This window comes from Pedobacter chitinilyticus, from assembly GCF_003313385.1.
Classification (GTDB): Bacteria; Bacteroidota; Bacteroidia; order Sphingobacteriales; family Sphingobacteriaceae; genus Pedobacter; species Pedobacter chitinilyticus.
This window is the reverse complement of record NZ_QMHN01000002.1, coordinates 373886-389106: the sequence shown is the minus strand read 5'-3', so window position 1 is coordinate 389106 and position 15221 is coordinate 373886. Positions and strand designations below refer to the sequence as shown.

Here is a 15221-nt window from a genome sequence, read left to right as displayed (position 1 = left end):
AGAAAACAAACGGTTTTGATGGGGAAAGCCTGTCAGTCTTTGGTCTTTTTTACCTTAAAAGAGAAGTACTTCTGTGAAAAGTAGCTAAATACCGCTAACAAAAGCGTGATGAATGCTTTAGAAATGGACGGATAAAACTGGAAGCCCTCCACTAAAATTTTCATCAATGCGTAATTAAGCAAAATATTGGTGCATACCACCGTGCCATATCTAAAAAGCTGTATCCTGCCTTTTAAATTAGATTGGGTAAATACTAAATATTTATTTAACGTAAAGCCCACTAAAAAAGTGAATACTGATTCTAGTGCCAATGCAGCAATCGGAGCTGTAATTAAATAGCCCGCTACTTGGACATCTTGTTGGTGCAAAAGGTAATTGTAAATGATGAAATAAGCGATAATGCCCGATGATGCCGTTAAGCCACCGCTAACAAGGTATCGGAAAGTACCAATTGAAAACCATCTTTTAAAAGGAGGATAGAAAAAGTCGATCATTTGGAGTGCTAATTTCCTCATTCCTTTTGATAGGTTAATTGGTTATTGATCATTCTATTGTTGTACTGCTGTATAAACGCTTTTAGCTTTTGTTCCATTTCTGCTTTAACTTCAGGCAACTGGTCTATCAGGTTTTTACTGGTATTTCTATCTGTTTTTAGGTTGAACAAAGCAATGGATTTTGTGCCGTCATTCACTAACAGGTAATCACCCTCGTAAAAGTTGAAGTTCCCGTCGTTGTTGTTAACCGCAAAATTAGTGGTTTTATTGTCCAAGGCATCAAAACCAAATGCAAAATAAGGTTTTTTATAATGCATATAATTCAATACCGTAGGCATAATATCAATTTGCTGGATGATTTTATCCGTCTTCCCTTTAAGATTTCCACCTGGGTAATAAAACAAAATAGGAATAGAGAAAAAGCCAGGAACGTTTTGGTAGTCGGGTAGGTACGACATGGTCGCATGGTCTGCACAAAGTACAAATAAAGTGTTTTTGTACCAAGGCATTTTCTTGGCCGCGTCAAAAAACTTGCGAATGGCCATATCCGTATAACCTAAAGGCTCGTGAATCTGCAAAGTACCCTTTGGAAATTTACCCTGATATTTTTGAGGAACTTTATAGGGATGGTGCGAGGAAACCGAGAAGAAAGCCGTAAAAAAAGGTTGTTTGAAAGTATCAATGGTTTTGGCCATGTATTGCATAAACGGTTCGTCCCAAATACCCCAAATGTTGTCAAAATCTGCATCATTATTGTACTCGTTTTTACCGTAGTAATGTCTGATGCCCGCTAAATTGGTATAAGCCGAAAAGCCCATGGAACCATTCGGAGCACCATGGAAAAAGGCCGTATAATAACCTTCATCCCCCAAAAGTTTGGCAATACTAGTGGTGTTATTACTCGAATACGGCGAAAGTACAAAGGGTTCTCGGATGGAAGGTATCCCCGAAATTACGGAAGGTAGCGCATCAATAGATTTACGCCCATTGGCATAGGTAACATTCGAAGTAAAACTTTGCTCCACCAAGCTATCGATAAAAGGGGTATAGCCTTTGTAGGTGCCATTCAATTGGTCCTTATTGAGTGCGCCAATATGTTCTTTACCTAAACTCTCTATAATCAAAAAGACAACGTTTAGCTTTTTAAAAGAGGCTGTATCATTAGGTTGATGAATAGGATTGTAGAGTTTGGCTAAAGTCTGCTCATCAAAATAATTTACCTTTTTAAGCTTCGGCGATTTTAAGGTTTTCATGATGCTAAAGGGTGTGTTCAGCACTAAGCTCATATCGGCAGGTGACTTTACATAATCACCCGCATTACTCAAAGTGATGGGGCGAGTACTGTGTCGCCAACCACCCCTAACGCCACCTACAAATAAGAAGGCGATCAGCAATAAACCCAAAGTTTGGGCTGCGTAAGTTTTCCAATTGAAGCGAACTTTTTTAGGAGCCGCGAATACTTGGCTAAGCTTGACAAAAGCGGCAATAAACAAGATCAAAATAATGAGCAAATGCCAGTATTCCAAAAGGAAGTCCGCAGTTAGTTTCAGCTTGTTTTTTTCGTTACTAAATTGAGAGAAAACACTGCCCGTGGTTCGTTTTAGTGTAAACTTATAGTAAGCAAAATCGATAAAGTTGGCCAAAAAGCCAATGCTGTTGGTAATGATAAAAAGCCATTTGGTAAAGCGTTGGTAGCCGCTTCGGTACTTAAATGGAAAAGGCAGCGCCTGCAGTATAACGTACAAAGAGTTGATGTACAATAGTGCTACGACATCAAACTTAATGCCGCCCCAAAAGGTATAGGCAATTTCAGCGGCGTTGAGATGCTTGAATAACGATTTATTGACCAAAAAGAAACCAAGCCTGCATATTGCGTAAAGTGCTAGCAATAATGCAAATTGGTAAAACAGTACAATATATACAGATTGACGGTTAGGTTTTAGGTTCATTGATGCCTTTTACCCATATCCTATCATCGCTACGGTGCGACAATGGTAAATAAGTAAGCGGCAAAAATAGTCAATAAAACAACGCCTTGCAATACATTGGTACGCCCCGAGCCTAACGACAACATGATGGTAAATTGGGAAAGTAAAAGCAGTACCATTGATTTGGTATCAATGCCTAAGGTAATGGTCATTCCTGTAATAATGGACACAATGGCCACCGCAGGAATGGTTAAACCAATACTTGCTAAAGCGGAACCTAAAGCTAGGTTTAAGCTAGTTTGCAAGCGATTTTTTCTGGCCGCACGATAAGCTGCTAGTCCTTCAGGGAGTAAAACCACACCAGCAATAATTACCCCTACTAAAGATTTTGGTGCACCTGCATTAATCACCGCATTTTCAATATCGGGAGCCAATGCTTTGGCCAATAAAACCACAATGCCTAAGCATACTAATAATAACAACCCGCTACCAAGTGCTACAGCTTTTGTTGGAGGAGCTGCATGCACTTCTTCATTACCATCGCCATCAGGAGGTAAAAAGAAATCTCTATGTCTCACTGCCTGTACCAATACAAAAGCACCATATAGAATTAAAGAGATTATAGCGACAAATATCAATTGGGGGGTAGTATAGGAGGGACCAGCCATGCTAGTGGTATAATTAGGTAAAATTAACGCAAGTACCAAAATAGCCGTCAAGGCTACTAAGGCAGCTTTAACACCATCTAAACTGAATCGTTGTTGTTTATACTTTACACCACCCACCAACAAACAAATACCAATCATGCCTGTGAGGATAATCATTACCGCTGCAAAAACCGTATCTCGAGCAAGCTCTTCGGTACCAGGGCCTCCAGTAAGCATCAGTGAAACGATGAGCGCAACTTCAATGGTCGTGACGGCCAAAGCTAGGAGTAGCGTACCAAAAGGCTCGCCAACTTTATGTGCAACAACCTCCGCATGATGAACAGCAGCAAGCACACTGCCAATTAAAAAGATCACCAGTAAAGTAGTGCCAATACCACCGATGCTTTGTAATGGTAAGAAATAAGCAACCCACGCCAAAACGGGCAAAGCAATCGTCCAAAGAGGAAGAGGTAATTTTTTAAGCATGTTGTTCAATTAATTGATGTACGATTTGGATGTTTTTAAATATATAGAAAAAAAGTTTAGCGGCAAGGAACCTCTACCCTTAAACCCGAGACGGGCTAAATTGTTCGGTGTTAAGTCAAGTAAATGCCCTAGGTGGAAAAAAAATCAAACATTAAGAAGCTAAGATAATTAAGAGAGAGCCGATAAAACTTAATGCCTCCTAATTCCTTAATGGTTCAAAAAACTAAAATGTTAAGGTGATAAAAAGTCAACCATCTAAGACACCTTAGTTCACCTAAGCTTGGTTGTGTGACTAAAGTGTTCTTAAATGTCTAAGGTGGTTCAAAATTAGCATGTGGCTTATCAATTGAAACATTAAGAAATGAAGATAATTAAGAGTGAACCGATAAAACTTAACGTTCCTTAATTCCTTAATGGTTCAAAAAACTAAAATGCTCTTAAATGTCTAAGGTGGTTAAAATGAAACCTAACTAACTATTTACTAAATATGCAACCTCTCATTCGCGATATATCGTAACTTCGTTATACACAATCCATATCATCAATAAATAAATGAACAGATGCTTTTTCTTTTTAGCTTGTAGCGTTTTTAGTCTTTCGGCTTTTGCACAAATTGATACCACCGCTTACCGTACCATTGCCAATTCCATACAGAAAAAATATGCGCCAGATAAAAGGTCGGTTTATTTCAATGTACGTTTCAAAGCCGATTCTGTTTTTGTAGAAAGTACTTCCGAACAAGCTGTAGAGGCCTTTGAAAAATCATTTCCAGAAAATATCAAAACAAAACTATCGGTTGCGGTACTTCCTGCTAAGCAATTAAGCGATAAAATTTATGGCGTAACGACCATTTCTGTGGCCAATAACCGTAGCCAGCCCTTCCACGGAGCCGAGTTGATGACCCAAACCCTATTAGGTACTCCTATACAAATTCTTAAAAAACAAGGTGGGTTTTACTTGGTGAAATCGCCCGATGGCTATTTAGCTTGGACAGACGGTGGCTCTATTGCGCCCATGAACCAAGCCAGTTTTAAATTATGGCAAGAAGCAAAGAAAATTGTTTATACTAATGATTACGGACATGCTTTTGCAAAGCCAGACCCTACTGCTGCAAGGGTTTCCGATTTGGTAGCAGGTAATATCTTAAAGTTACTAGGTCAAGAAAACGGTTTTGTTAAAGTTGCTTTTCCCGATGGAAGAGAGGCCTACATTCCTGCTGATCAAACTGCCGATTATACTGCTTGGTTAAAACGACCACTTCCTAATGCCGATGCGATTTTAAAAACAGCAAAAACGCTAATCGGGGTGCCATACCTATGGGGTGGTACTTCCATTAAAGGTGTAGACTGTAGCGGCTTTACCAAAACAGCTTACTTTTTAAATGGGGTGGTGATTCCTCGCGATGCCTCTCAACAAGCTTTAGTAGGAGAGAAACTTGATGTACTAGAAAACGATTCCATAAGTGTTGAAAAGTGTCTTAAAAACTTAAAACCAGGAGACCTGATGTTCTTTTCCGCTGCAAAACGTAGAGGCGTTAGTAATGGAAGGGTAAGCCATACAGCTATTTACATGGGAAATGGTGAGTTTATCCAGTCGGCGGGCATGGTGAAAATTAGCAGTATTTTACCAACCGCTGCAAATTACGACGAATACCAAACCAAAACCTTGGTAGGCGCACGTAGGATTTTAACGCAAGTAGGGCAGCCCGAAATCACCAAATTGGAAAAACACGATTGGTACCTAAGTAAGAAATAATGAGCATTAAGATATATCACAACAGCAGATGTAGCAAAAGCAACGCCGCACTACGCGCTTTGGAAAGTCAGCATACGGAATTTACCATCATTAATTACCTTGAAAACCCACCAAGTGTAAGTGAACTGAAAGATATTTTAAAACTCTTGGGCATTGCTCCGATGGAGTTAATGCGCAAAGGAGAAGATGTTTTTAAAGAAAGCGTAAAGGGCAAGAATCTGTCAGATGAAGAGTTGATCGTCTTAATGCATGAAAATCCGATTTTGATACAACGGCCAATTATTATTAAAGGCGATAAAGCGGTTATTGCTAGGAGTGAGGAAGCCATCTCAAGTATTTTATAAATAAAAAAGTCCCGTATGTACGGGACTTTTTTTACTACATCGAAACAGTTTTGTAGCTCATTTCAAATGTCCCTTCCTTGACGGTTATTTTATTACTAGAATCATTGTCTTTTTCTCCAATAAATTCAAAGGTGCCTTTTATTGAACTAGAGGTGGAACTCGTGACGATTATTTTCCCAGAAATAGCACTATAGTCGCCCGCATTTTGGCTAAAGTCTAACGTGTACATCATCATATGGCTATTAGTATCATTGATCTCGTAAGTGCCTACACCTTTGTAATCGTCTATCATGATAGAGAGCATTTTCTTGTCACTATAGCCGTTGATCATCATCGAGTTCATGGCGATTGGTTGTGTTGCTTTGATCAAGTTGGCTTCTCCAGCAAAGCTTAAAGAAGTGTTGTTGATCTTCGCTTTCATATTAGCGTTACTTGGATTTACAGGTATCGAAGGGTTTTTAGATGGATCAGCAATGGTGATGGTAAAAGAGCCTTCTTTAAAGATTCTTTCACTGTCGTCAGAAATGCTTTTAGCTTTAAACTCAAAAGTTCCAGAGATGGTTGTTGCTGAAGCCGAAGTAATAACTACTTTGCCTTCTTCAGCAAGAAATGTTGTTTCTAAAGGGTTTTTGTTATCCAAAGTAAACGAAACGATGCTTGGATCTTCGCTCAAATCATAAGTTTTTTTGCCTTGGTAATCGCTTAGCATAATGCTAAGGGCTTGACTTGTACCTTTCGATGCTATAATTTGTAACGCCTTTTTAGGTGGTACATCCATGATTACTGCAGTAACTGTTTGAAATTCTGTTAAATTTCCATCAATTTTTACTTTCAATGAAGAAGCATCTCCACCTGCATTTAGATATTCGATATCTTTTGCACAAGAAAATGCAAGAAGAAGTAGACAAAATAAACTTGTCTTAGCAATGATGTTCCTCATAAGAGTGTTAAAGTTTAAATGGTTTTAAAAAATTTCACATAAATAACTAATTATTTGTTGCTTAACAAATCGAATTGAAAAAAATATTCCAAAAATGATTGTCAATCTTAACAACAAAAAAGCCCCAAATTGAGGGGCTTCATTCGTCCTATGATTTAAAATAATGCATCAGAGCCTAGTCACCCTTTACTTCAAAATGGCCTTCGGTAATGTTTATTTTATCACCATTGGAATTTTCTAATATGCCGCTAAAAGTTCCTTTAAATATTTTATTGTCCACACTTGTTACCGTTGCCGTACCCGATGTACAAACAAATTCTGCATCGTCTGCACTTTGAATGTAAACTAACGTGTTGCCAAAATATAAATCTGGTGTCAAAGTATAAGTACCCACGCCATTAAAATCCCTTAAAGATAATGTGATGGCTTTGGTACCATACATGCCACTAATATTTAATACTGTCCCACCAATAATTATCTGTCCCTTGAAACCAGCTAAAACCCCATTTAATTTTGCGCTAATTTTATTATCTCCTAAATGGTCATGTACTGGTAATGTGCTTAAATCAATAGAAAATTCGCCATTGCTAATTGCAATATCTCTTTCGCCATTATTGCCCGTAAAATCAAATTTTCCAGCAATAAGTTTGTCGCTATAACTGGTAATGGTAATTTGACCACCCGTGCTAATAAAAAAGGTTTCAAAATCTTGCGGGTCACCAATGTAGCTCATGGTAGTAAGCATAGTTTCTGTAATTAGATATTTGCCAGGCCCTTTAAAATCGTCAATTACAAAACCCATCGTTTTACCACTTTCTGTAAAAGCGAGAATTTCTATTGTTTTTTTATCTAAAACATTATATGTGGCTTTAGTCGCTTGCTTAAATTCAATGGTTTGTCCATCAACTTTTGCCTTAAAAAAGGCAGCTCCACCTTTACCGCCCCCAGGTTGTATATATTCAATATCTTTTGCGCATGAAAGAGTAAAGAGAAGTAGACAAAACAAGCTAGTCTTTGCAAAAGTATTCTTCATAAGAGTATTTAAAAAGAGTTAAAAAGCTGCATAATTAACTAATTATTTGCGGTTTAGCAAGTTTAAGTTTGAAAAACTGCATTTATGCAGAGCAATAGCATAAAATAAAAAAGTCCCGTGTGTACGGGACTCAATATTATGAATGGCTTAACAAGCTTCTCCAGCTTACCTTGCTCTCAATGGTCCAGTGCAAATCCTTAATTTCAATACGCTGTTGCTCCATCGTGTCGCGGTGGCGAATAGTTACCGTATTATCTTCCAAAGTTTGGTGGTCAACCGTGATACAGAAAGGCGTGCCAATCGCATCTTGGCGGCGGTAACGTTTGCCAATCGCATCTTTCTCTTCGTAGATACAATTAAAATCAAATTTCAACTGATCCATGATCTCACGAGCCTTTTCTGGTAAACCATCTTTTTTAGTTAATGGGAAAATAGCCGCTTTAACAGGTGCCAATGCAGGATGCAAACGCAATAACGTTCTGCTATCTTGTTTCTCTGGAGTGCTTAAATCCTCTTCTTCCAAAGCATTAATCATCGTTAACAAGAACATTCTGTCCAAACCAATAGAAGTCTCAATCACGTAAGGAACATAATTGCCATAAGGTTTTCCATTTTCATCAAGTTCCGCATCAAAATACTGCATTTTTTTACCGCTAAACTCTTGGTGTTGCGACAAATCAAAATCAGTTCTGCTGTGAATACCCTCAACCTCTTTAAAGCCAAATGGAAATTCAAACTCAATATCAGTAGCTGCATTAGCGTAGTGCGCCAACTTCACGTGGTCATGGTAACGATACTTTTCAGGAGCCGTACCAATCGCCTTGTGCCACTTCAAACGAGCCTCTTTCCAATATTCAAACCATTTTTTATCCTCGCCAGGGCGAACAAAAAACTGCATTTCCATCTGTTCAAACTCACGCATACGCATAATAAACTGACGGGCAATTACCTCGTTTCTAAAAGCCTTACCAATTTGTGCAATACCAAAAGGAATTTTCATCCTTCCCGTTTTCTGCACATTCAAAAAGTTTACAAAAATACCTTGTGCCGTTTCTGGACGTAGATAAACCACATCGCTACCCTCAGCCATAGCACCAAACTGCGTGCTAAACATCAAATTAAACTGGCGCACATCCGTCCAATTTCTGGTGCCGCTAACCGGGCAAGCAATTTCATGCTCTTCAATCAAAATCTTCAAACGTGGCAAGTCTTCAGCCTTTAAAGCATCGTCCATATCAGCCTGCAGCTTTGCAGCTTTGTCGGTTTTGCCATCCTTTTCATACTTGGCAATTTTATCCTCCAACAACTGATCCGCACGGTAGCGTTTTTTGCTATCCTTATTGTCAATCATCGGGTCGTTAAAACCATCCACGTGCCCACTCGCTTTCCAAACCTTTGGATGCATAAAAATGGCGGCATCAATACCCACAATGTTCTCGTGCATTTGCACCATTGCTTTCCACCAGTAAGTTTTCAGGTTGTTTTTAAGCTCGGCACCCAACTGTCCATAGTCGTAAACCGCACTTAAACCATCATATATTTCACTGCTTTGGAACACAAACCCATATTCCTTCGCATGAGAGATTACATTCTTAAAAATTTCGTCGTTATTTTTCTGAGCCATAGTGAGCCAAAGTTAAAAGTTAAAAGTTAAAAGTTATAAGATAAGCGCTTTAAAATGTTCTGAAAAGCAATTTCATCACCCTTCGGCTACCAAAGTCCTGCACTACGCTACAAGTCCTCGGTCGCTAACGCTTCCTGTGGGCTTTCCACTACGTTCAGGTTTATGATAGCACTTGCAATACAAATGGCACCATTTAACAACTGCTAATCATACAGAAACTACATAAATGTATATTTTTCGCTATTTTCGATGATCTACAAACCGAGATAAATAATGAAAAGAATACTTTCAATAGATGGCGGTGGTATTCGGGGGATTATTCCAGGCATGATTTTGGTCGCCTTGGAAGAGAAGATTCAACGGGAAACAAAAAATCCTGATGCCCATTTAACGGACTATTTTGATTTTTTTGCAGGCACAAGTACAGGTGGTATCCTACTGTCTATTTTGTTATGCCCAGATGACCAGGAACCCACCAAACAAAAATATACTGCTAAACAAGCATTGGATATTTATCTTGATCATGGGGTAGAGATTTTTACGGCAAGTAAGTGGCGACGTTTTCTCAGCAAATTTGGTCTGTTAAGCGAATTGTATGACGATACTGTTCTGGAAAAAGTTTTGAAAAGCTACTTTGGCAATCGCAAGCTAAGCGAGTTAATAAGGCCATGTATCATTACGGCCTATAATATCGAACTACGGAAAAATCATCTATTTCGTCAGCAAAAAGCGATTTCTCATGGCGACTCAAGAGATTTTTATATTAAAGATGTATGCCGTGCCACCTCAGCTGCACCCACTTATTTCTCTGTGGCCGAAATTTTTTCCCTCGCAAAAACACGCTATCCCTTGGTTGATGGCGGGGTATTTGCCCATAACCCTGCACTATCGGCAATGCTAGAAGTCATTAAAAGCTACAATACCTACAAAATAGATGACATTTGGACGCTTTCATTAGGGACAGGGCTGTCTAAAATCTCTTACAATTACGAAGATTTTAAGAAAAAGAAAGCCATTTCTATTGGTCCCGCATTGGTTGACATCATGAGCAGTAGCTCGGCAGAAAGTACCGATTACTTTTTGAGGCAGCTGTTCCACTCGGTAAAAAAATCAAAAAATTATATCAGGATAGAACCAAATAATCTTTCTTCCATTGATCCAGCCATGGATGCCGCTTCTGTGTCTAACATCCAAAAAATCGTGTCGTTGGGCGACAAGCTCGTTAGTGAAAATGAAGAGCTTTTGGATCAGATTGTAGCAGGACTGCTCCAAGATAAAAAAGGTAAGGCTGACGAATCCGTTTGGAATTTCTTGAAAAGATAAAGCACTGGCCATTTAGCTTGCCAGCTTAAATCAACACAAAAGTCTAACTTTGTACATCAAAAAATAATCAAGTGAAAAAAATACCATTGTTATTGTTGGCCTTTGCCTTGTTGAGTTTTGCTTGCATTGCTCCAAAGCAGCATCATTATATTTCCTTTAAAACCGCAAAAGAATTTCACAGCTTTCTAAATCGAAAAACAGCTGCGTACCCTTTGTTGAGCGCACATCGTGGTGGTCCCATGCCTGGCTTTCCAGAAAATGCCATCGAAACATTTGAAAACGCCACTACTTACCAACCCGTAATCATCGAGTTTGATGTAGCATTAAGTAAAGACTCTGCTTTGGTAATTATGCACGACGACCGTTTGGATAGAACCTCCAATGGAAAAGGCTTAATTGGCGACCAAACCTATGCCGAATTAAAAAAACTGAAGCTGAAAGATGATGAAGGCACATTGACCGATTTCAAAATCCCTACGTTAGAAGAAGTACTTCGCTGGGGCAAAAACAAAGTACTGTTCACCATCGATATCAAACGAGGCGTTCCTTACAAAAAGATTATTGCTGCGGTGCGCAAAACCAAATCAGAAACCAATTCCATCATCATCACTTATAATGCAAATCAAGCAGCCGAAGTGCACCAACTAGCACCCGATTTAATGATTTCTGCCACGGTAAAAAGCCCTGAAGATTTAGAACGTTTAAATAAAATGGGTGTCCCTAACGATAAAATCATTGCTTTCGTTGGCATTTCTGAGCCCGACCAAAGTCTGTATCAATATTTGCATGCCAAAGGCATCAATACCATTTTAGGCACTATGGGAAACTTGGATAAAAGTGCAAAAGCAAACAAGGGAAAAAAGGTGTTTTATCATTTAATTGCTAATGGCGCCGACGTACTTTCTACGGATGAACTGGCATTGGCTGGCGAACAGTTAGATGCTTATCGCGAGGAAAAAAATCTTCGTTTTCCTAACGTTAAATATCAATAAACAGCAAAGGAGTAGTAAGTAATTATAAACGGCTATCGTTTGTTTGTGGGCAATTATCTTCTACTTTTGCCCTAACTTCTAGCGATCTACCTTCTTTTTTACAGTCGTAAGCCTGTAATAATCTGCCAGTACCTTATTGATGCTTTTTATTAAACCATTTAAATACATTACATTATGAAAAAACTATTCATTACACTATCAGCAGCAGCAATGCTCACTTTTTCTGCAAAAGCGCAAATTTCTAAAGGAGATGTGATGGTAGGTGCCAACCTATCCAACATTAATTTTGCTTTAGATAAGCCTAATGCCTTTAGCTTAACCATTAATCCAAAAGCAGCTTGGTTTGTTCAAGACGGGTTAGCTTTAGGCGGCGATGTTTTATTTGGAATAGAAACCGCAGGCAAAGGTTTGGGTACTACCATTAACTATGGTGTTGGTGCTTTAGGGCGCTACTATGGCGCAGCAGGTGCCGATCAGTTAGCTAAGCATACCCGTTTTTTTGGTGAGGCAACCGTAGGTATTTCAGGAAGAAACTTATCTGGAGGGGGTTCTACCAATGGGTTAGGCTTCAGTTTCGGCCCTGGATTTACTTATTTCGTGACTAAGAATATTGGGTTAGAAACCTTGCTTAAATATAACGGCGTGGTAGGTTTCGGTAGCAGTGCCTATGCGCACAATTTAAACTTAGGGGTTGGTTTCCAAATCTTTCTTCCTGGCGAAAAAACGGCCCGAAAAGTAAAAAATGATTTTCAGTAACCTTAGTTGCTGCTTTAAAAAGAGGTTGTTCAAAAGGGCAGCCTCTTTTTTTATGCCTGAAATAATTTGCATATTTGGTCGTGAGTATTTCAGTAAAAAATCTTTCCAAGCATTATGGCCAGCAAAAAGCCGTAAATCAAATCAGCTTCGATGCAAAACCTGGCCGTATCTTAGGCTTTCTGGGGCCTAATGGCGCTGGCAAATCAACCACCATGAAAATGCTGACAGGCTATTTACAGCCCACCTCGGGTAATGCAGAAATAGCAGGTAAAGACATAGAAGTTGAACCCTTGGAAGTAAAAAAGCAAATTGGCTACCTTCCCGAAAATACTCCTTTATATATAGACATGTATGTACGGGAGTTTTTGAGCTTTGTGGCCCAAACCTACGGATTAAGTGACATTGCCAAAAGGGTAGAAGAAGTGATCCAACAAGTAGGCTTAACACAAGAGCAGCATAAAAAAATTGGTATGCTGTCCAAGGGTTACAAACAAAGGGTAGGTTTGGCGCAGGCCATCATCCACCAGCCGCAGGTACTGATTTTAGATGAACCTACCTCTGGTTTAGATCCCAACCAGCTTTCGGATATCAGGGCATTGATCAAAAATTTGGGGAAAGACCGAACCGTTATCATCTCTACGCACATTATGCAAGAAGTTGAAGCCATTTGCGATGATGTCATTATCATTAATAAAGGTGTTTTGGTAGCCAATTCGAGTATTGATGAACTGAAGAAAGCCCATCAAAACAAAACTTTAGAGCAAATATTTAAGCAGCTTACCTTATAAAAAATAACCCCATGAAGAGATTCCTTTCGTTCGTATTTTTAGCCTTCGCCATCGTATTTAAAGCACAATCCCAAGAAATCACCATTGGTTTATTTCCCGAAATCAACTTCCCTACAGGTAATGCCTCTAGCATTAGTGGCATTGGCTTTGGCGGATCATTAAAAGCAGAACTTGGCATAAACGATAAATATGCCATTACCGCCAACGGGGGCTATAACCTTTTTATCGGTAAAAAATATTTTGGAAGTAGGGTGCCAAATATTGAGGCCATTCCCACCAAACTAGGTTTCAAATACTATCCAACACCCGACTTTTATGTAGAAGCACAGGCAGGAGCTGCCTTTTACAGAAGCGGTTTTTCCAAAACCTCCTTTATTTGGTCGCCAGGTTTTGGTACCCGTTTTAAAACTGGAAGTGGCAACAATAAATTAGATTTTGGTTTAAGATATGAAGCTTGGGCCAACTCTAGCAATAGTGGCATTACTAACTTAAAAACTACAAGTTTCGGATTTGTTGGATTAAAGTTAGGTTACGTGTTCGGTCTTTAATTAGGGAATTGTTAAAAATAATGGCTTGTTTTTCAATTGTTTGTAATTTATTTGTGATAATTTTGTAACTATTGGCGTAGTTGTTGTGTCTATTGAGGCAATTATTAATTAATACACAAATTTAAATTACGTTAAAAAGTATGAAAAAACTATTATTATCATTAGCTCTTGTAGCTGGCTTAGGTCTAGCTGCTAACGCACAAACAGAAGGTGCTGCAAGAAAATTAAGCGTAGGTGCTGAATTTGGTTTCCCTACAGGAGATAACTCTAAAGACAACATGATTGTTGGTGGTTCATTACAATATGAGCACCCAGTTGCAAAATCTTTCAACATCACTCTTTCAGGTGGTTACTCTTCAAGAATGTTAACTGGCGATACTAAAAAAGCAGCAGAAGCTTTTGGAATGAAAACTAGCGCTGGTTATGTTCCTGTTAAAGCAGGTGGTAAATACTATTTTGGTGGTAACTTTTATGGTGCTGCTGAACTAGGTGCTACTTTTGGTACTGAATCAGGTTCTGGTACTGCTTTCACTTATGCTCCAGGTTTAGGCGCTTCATTCTCATTAGCTGATAAATCTAGCTTAGATTTCGGTGTACGTTATGAGAGCTGGTCTAACAACGGTACTTTATCATTCATTGGCTTACGTGCAGCTTTTGCATTTGGCCTATAGTTGAAGCTAAAAAAGTATAACTGTAATCATTTTTGTATTAGCTTGAATGCAGTTAGACGAAAAAGTTTTAAAAACCCCACATTGTTGGGGTTTTTTATTGACTAAATTATTAGTTTTGTAATTCGTTAATTAACAATCAAATAATCAAAAAAACAAAATGAAAAAAATCCTTCTATTATTAACGTTAGCAGCAGGTTTAAATGTTGCCGTAAACGCTCAAGACAAACCAGTTTCTTTCGGAGTTAAAGCAGGTTTAGCTTTACCAAGCCAAACAGCTTCCGCAATGGGCATTTCTATCAGCACATCATCTAAAACTTCATTTTACGTAGGCGCGGTAGCAGATATTAATATTTCTCCAATTTTCTCTTTTCAGCCTGGTTTAACCTATATTGGAAAAGGCGGAAAGTTTAACGTAGATGAAATGATAGAGCAAATGGGAGCTGATCCTTCGGAATTTGAAGGCGTTGATAAAGTTACATTCAATTATTCTTACTTGGAGCTTCCTTTGAATTTGCTAGCAAATTTTAATGCTGGTACAGGTAAGTTCTTTATAGGCGCTGGTCCCTATGCAGCTTATGCTCTTTCTGCCAACATGAAAGCAGGAGATTTGAAAGTTGATGCAGATTTTGGTTCTGATGAAGGACAAGATAAAAGAATGGAATTTGGTGTTAACTTTTTGGGTGGATATAAATTGAACAATGGACTGAATTTACATGCGGGTTATGGTCTTGGTTTAACTGGAGTGCAAAATAGCAGCAGTGAGAAAACCAAAAACAGAGTATTTTCAGTTGGTTTAGGCTTCATGTTCTAAATCAAACAACATAAATGAAAAAGTCTCGCATGTGCGGGACTTTTTTTGTTTTAATAGATATTGTATAACTTCGGCATCACA

15 protein-coding genes are annotated in these 15221 nt (G+C 38.7%); 9 read left to right on the top strand and 6 right to left on the bottom strand.

Annotated elements, in window-relative coordinates:
• Window positions 1-32: 32 nt before the first annotated feature.
• The 3 genes from DUT70_RS08490 to DUT70_RS08480 are packed head-to-tail and all read right to left on the bottom strand — an operon-like array spanning window position 33 to window position 3555.
• Window positions 33-515 (bottom strand): GtrA family protein, encoded by a 483-nt coding sequence (locus DUT70_RS08490; RefSeq protein ID WP_113646898.1) that lies wholly within the window; start codon window positions 513-515, stop codon window positions 33-35.
• Entirely contained in the window at window positions 512-2443 is a 1932-nt protein-coding gene (locus tag DUT70_RS08485) for an LTA synthase family protein (protein WP_113646897.1), read from the bottom strand. The genes DUT70_RS08490 and DUT70_RS08485 overlap by 4 nt, the downstream gene beginning before the upstream one ends.
• Window positions 2444-2472: 29 nt before the next feature.
• A complete protein-coding gene (locus DUT70_RS08480; protein ID WP_113646896.1) occupies window positions 2473-3555 on the bottom strand; it encodes a calcium:proton antiporter in 1083 nt (360 codons plus the stop codon).
• Between the two features lie 552 nt (window positions 3556-4107).
• On the opposite strand from DUT70_RS08480, the gene DUT70_RS08475 reads away from it, so the two are divergent.
• On the top strand, window positions 4108-5310 hold the full coding sequence (locus DUT70_RS08475; RefSeq protein ID WP_113646895.1) for an SH3 domain-containing C40 family peptidase: 1203 nt from the start codon (window positions 4108-4110) through the stop codon (window positions 5308-5310).
• Window positions 5310-5654 carry an arsenate reductase (glutaredoxin) gene (gene arsC, locus DUT70_RS08470; protein ID WP_113646894.1) on the top strand — a complete coding sequence of 115 codons (345 nt, stop codon included), beginning with the start codon at window positions 5310-5312 and terminating at the stop codon, window positions 5652-5654. The genes DUT70_RS08475 and arsC overlap by 1 nt, the downstream gene beginning before the upstream one ends.
• A 34-nt stretch (window positions 5655-5688) precedes the next feature.
• On the opposite strand, the gene DUT70_RS08465 is transcribed toward arsC, so the two are convergent.
• From DUT70_RS08465 to DUT70_RS08455, 3 genes are all read right to left on the bottom strand, one after another.
• Complete coding sequence (locus DUT70_RS08465) at window positions 5689-6594, bottom strand: DUF6252 family protein (RefSeq protein WP_113646893.1); 906 nt, start codon at window positions 6592-6594, stop codon at window positions 5689-5691.
• A 175-nt stretch (window positions 6595-6769) separates the two neighbouring features.
• A complete protein-coding gene (locus DUT70_RS08460; protein ID WP_113646892.1) occupies window positions 6770-7627 on the bottom strand; it encodes a DUF6252 family protein in 858 nt (285 codons plus the stop codon).
• Window positions 7628-7763: 136 nt separating this feature from the next.
• Window positions 7764-9251 carry a glycine--tRNA ligase gene (locus tag DUT70_RS08455; RefSeq protein ID WP_113646891.1) on the bottom strand — a complete coding sequence of 496 codons (1488 nt, stop codon included), beginning with the start codon at window positions 9249-9251 and terminating at the stop codon, window positions 7764-7766.
• Between the two features lie 273 nt (window positions 9252-9524).
• Between DUT70_RS08455 and DUT70_RS08450 the strand changes: the two genes are divergently transcribed.
• The 7 genes from DUT70_RS08450 (at window position 9525) to DUT70_RS08420 (ending at window position 15140) form a co-directional block, all read left to right on the top strand.
• Entirely contained in the window at window positions 9525-10574 is a 1050-nt protein-coding gene (locus DUT70_RS08450) for a patatin-like phospholipase family protein (protein WP_113646890.1), read from the top strand.
• 71 nt (window positions 10575-10645) lie between these two features.
• Window positions 10646-11566 (top strand): glycerophosphodiester phosphodiesterase family protein, encoded by a 921-nt coding sequence (locus DUT70_RS08445; protein ID WP_240432062.1) that lies wholly within the window; start codon window positions 10646-10648, stop codon window positions 11564-11566.
• Between the two features lie 174 nt (window positions 11567-11740).
• Window positions 11741-12322, top strand: a complete 582-nt coding sequence (locus DUT70_RS08440) for a porin family protein (protein WP_113646889.1) — start codon at window positions 11741-11743, stop codon at window positions 12320-12322.
• Window positions 12323-12402: 80 nt separating this feature from the next.
• Complete coding sequence (locus DUT70_RS08435; protein WP_113646888.1) at window positions 12403-13110, top strand: ATP-binding cassette domain-containing protein; 708 nt, start codon at window positions 12403-12405, stop codon at window positions 13108-13110.
• A gap of 11 nt (window positions 13111-13121) precedes the next feature.
• On the top strand, window positions 13122-13658 hold the full coding sequence (locus DUT70_RS08430; protein WP_113646887.1) for a hypothetical protein: 537 nt from the start codon (window positions 13122-13124) through the stop codon (window positions 13656-13658).
• 140 nt (window positions 13659-13798) lie between these two features.
• A complete protein-coding gene (locus tag DUT70_RS08425) occupies window positions 13799-14329 on the top strand; it encodes an outer membrane beta-barrel protein (protein ID WP_113646886.1) in 531 nt (176 codons plus the stop codon).
• Window positions 14330-14486: 157 nt separating this feature from the next.
• Window positions 14487-15140 carry a porin family protein gene (locus DUT70_RS08420; protein WP_113646885.1) on the top strand — a complete coding sequence of 218 codons (654 nt, stop codon included), beginning with the start codon at window positions 14487-14489 and terminating at the stop codon, window positions 15138-15140.
• Window positions 15141-15221: the final 81 nt, after the last annotated feature.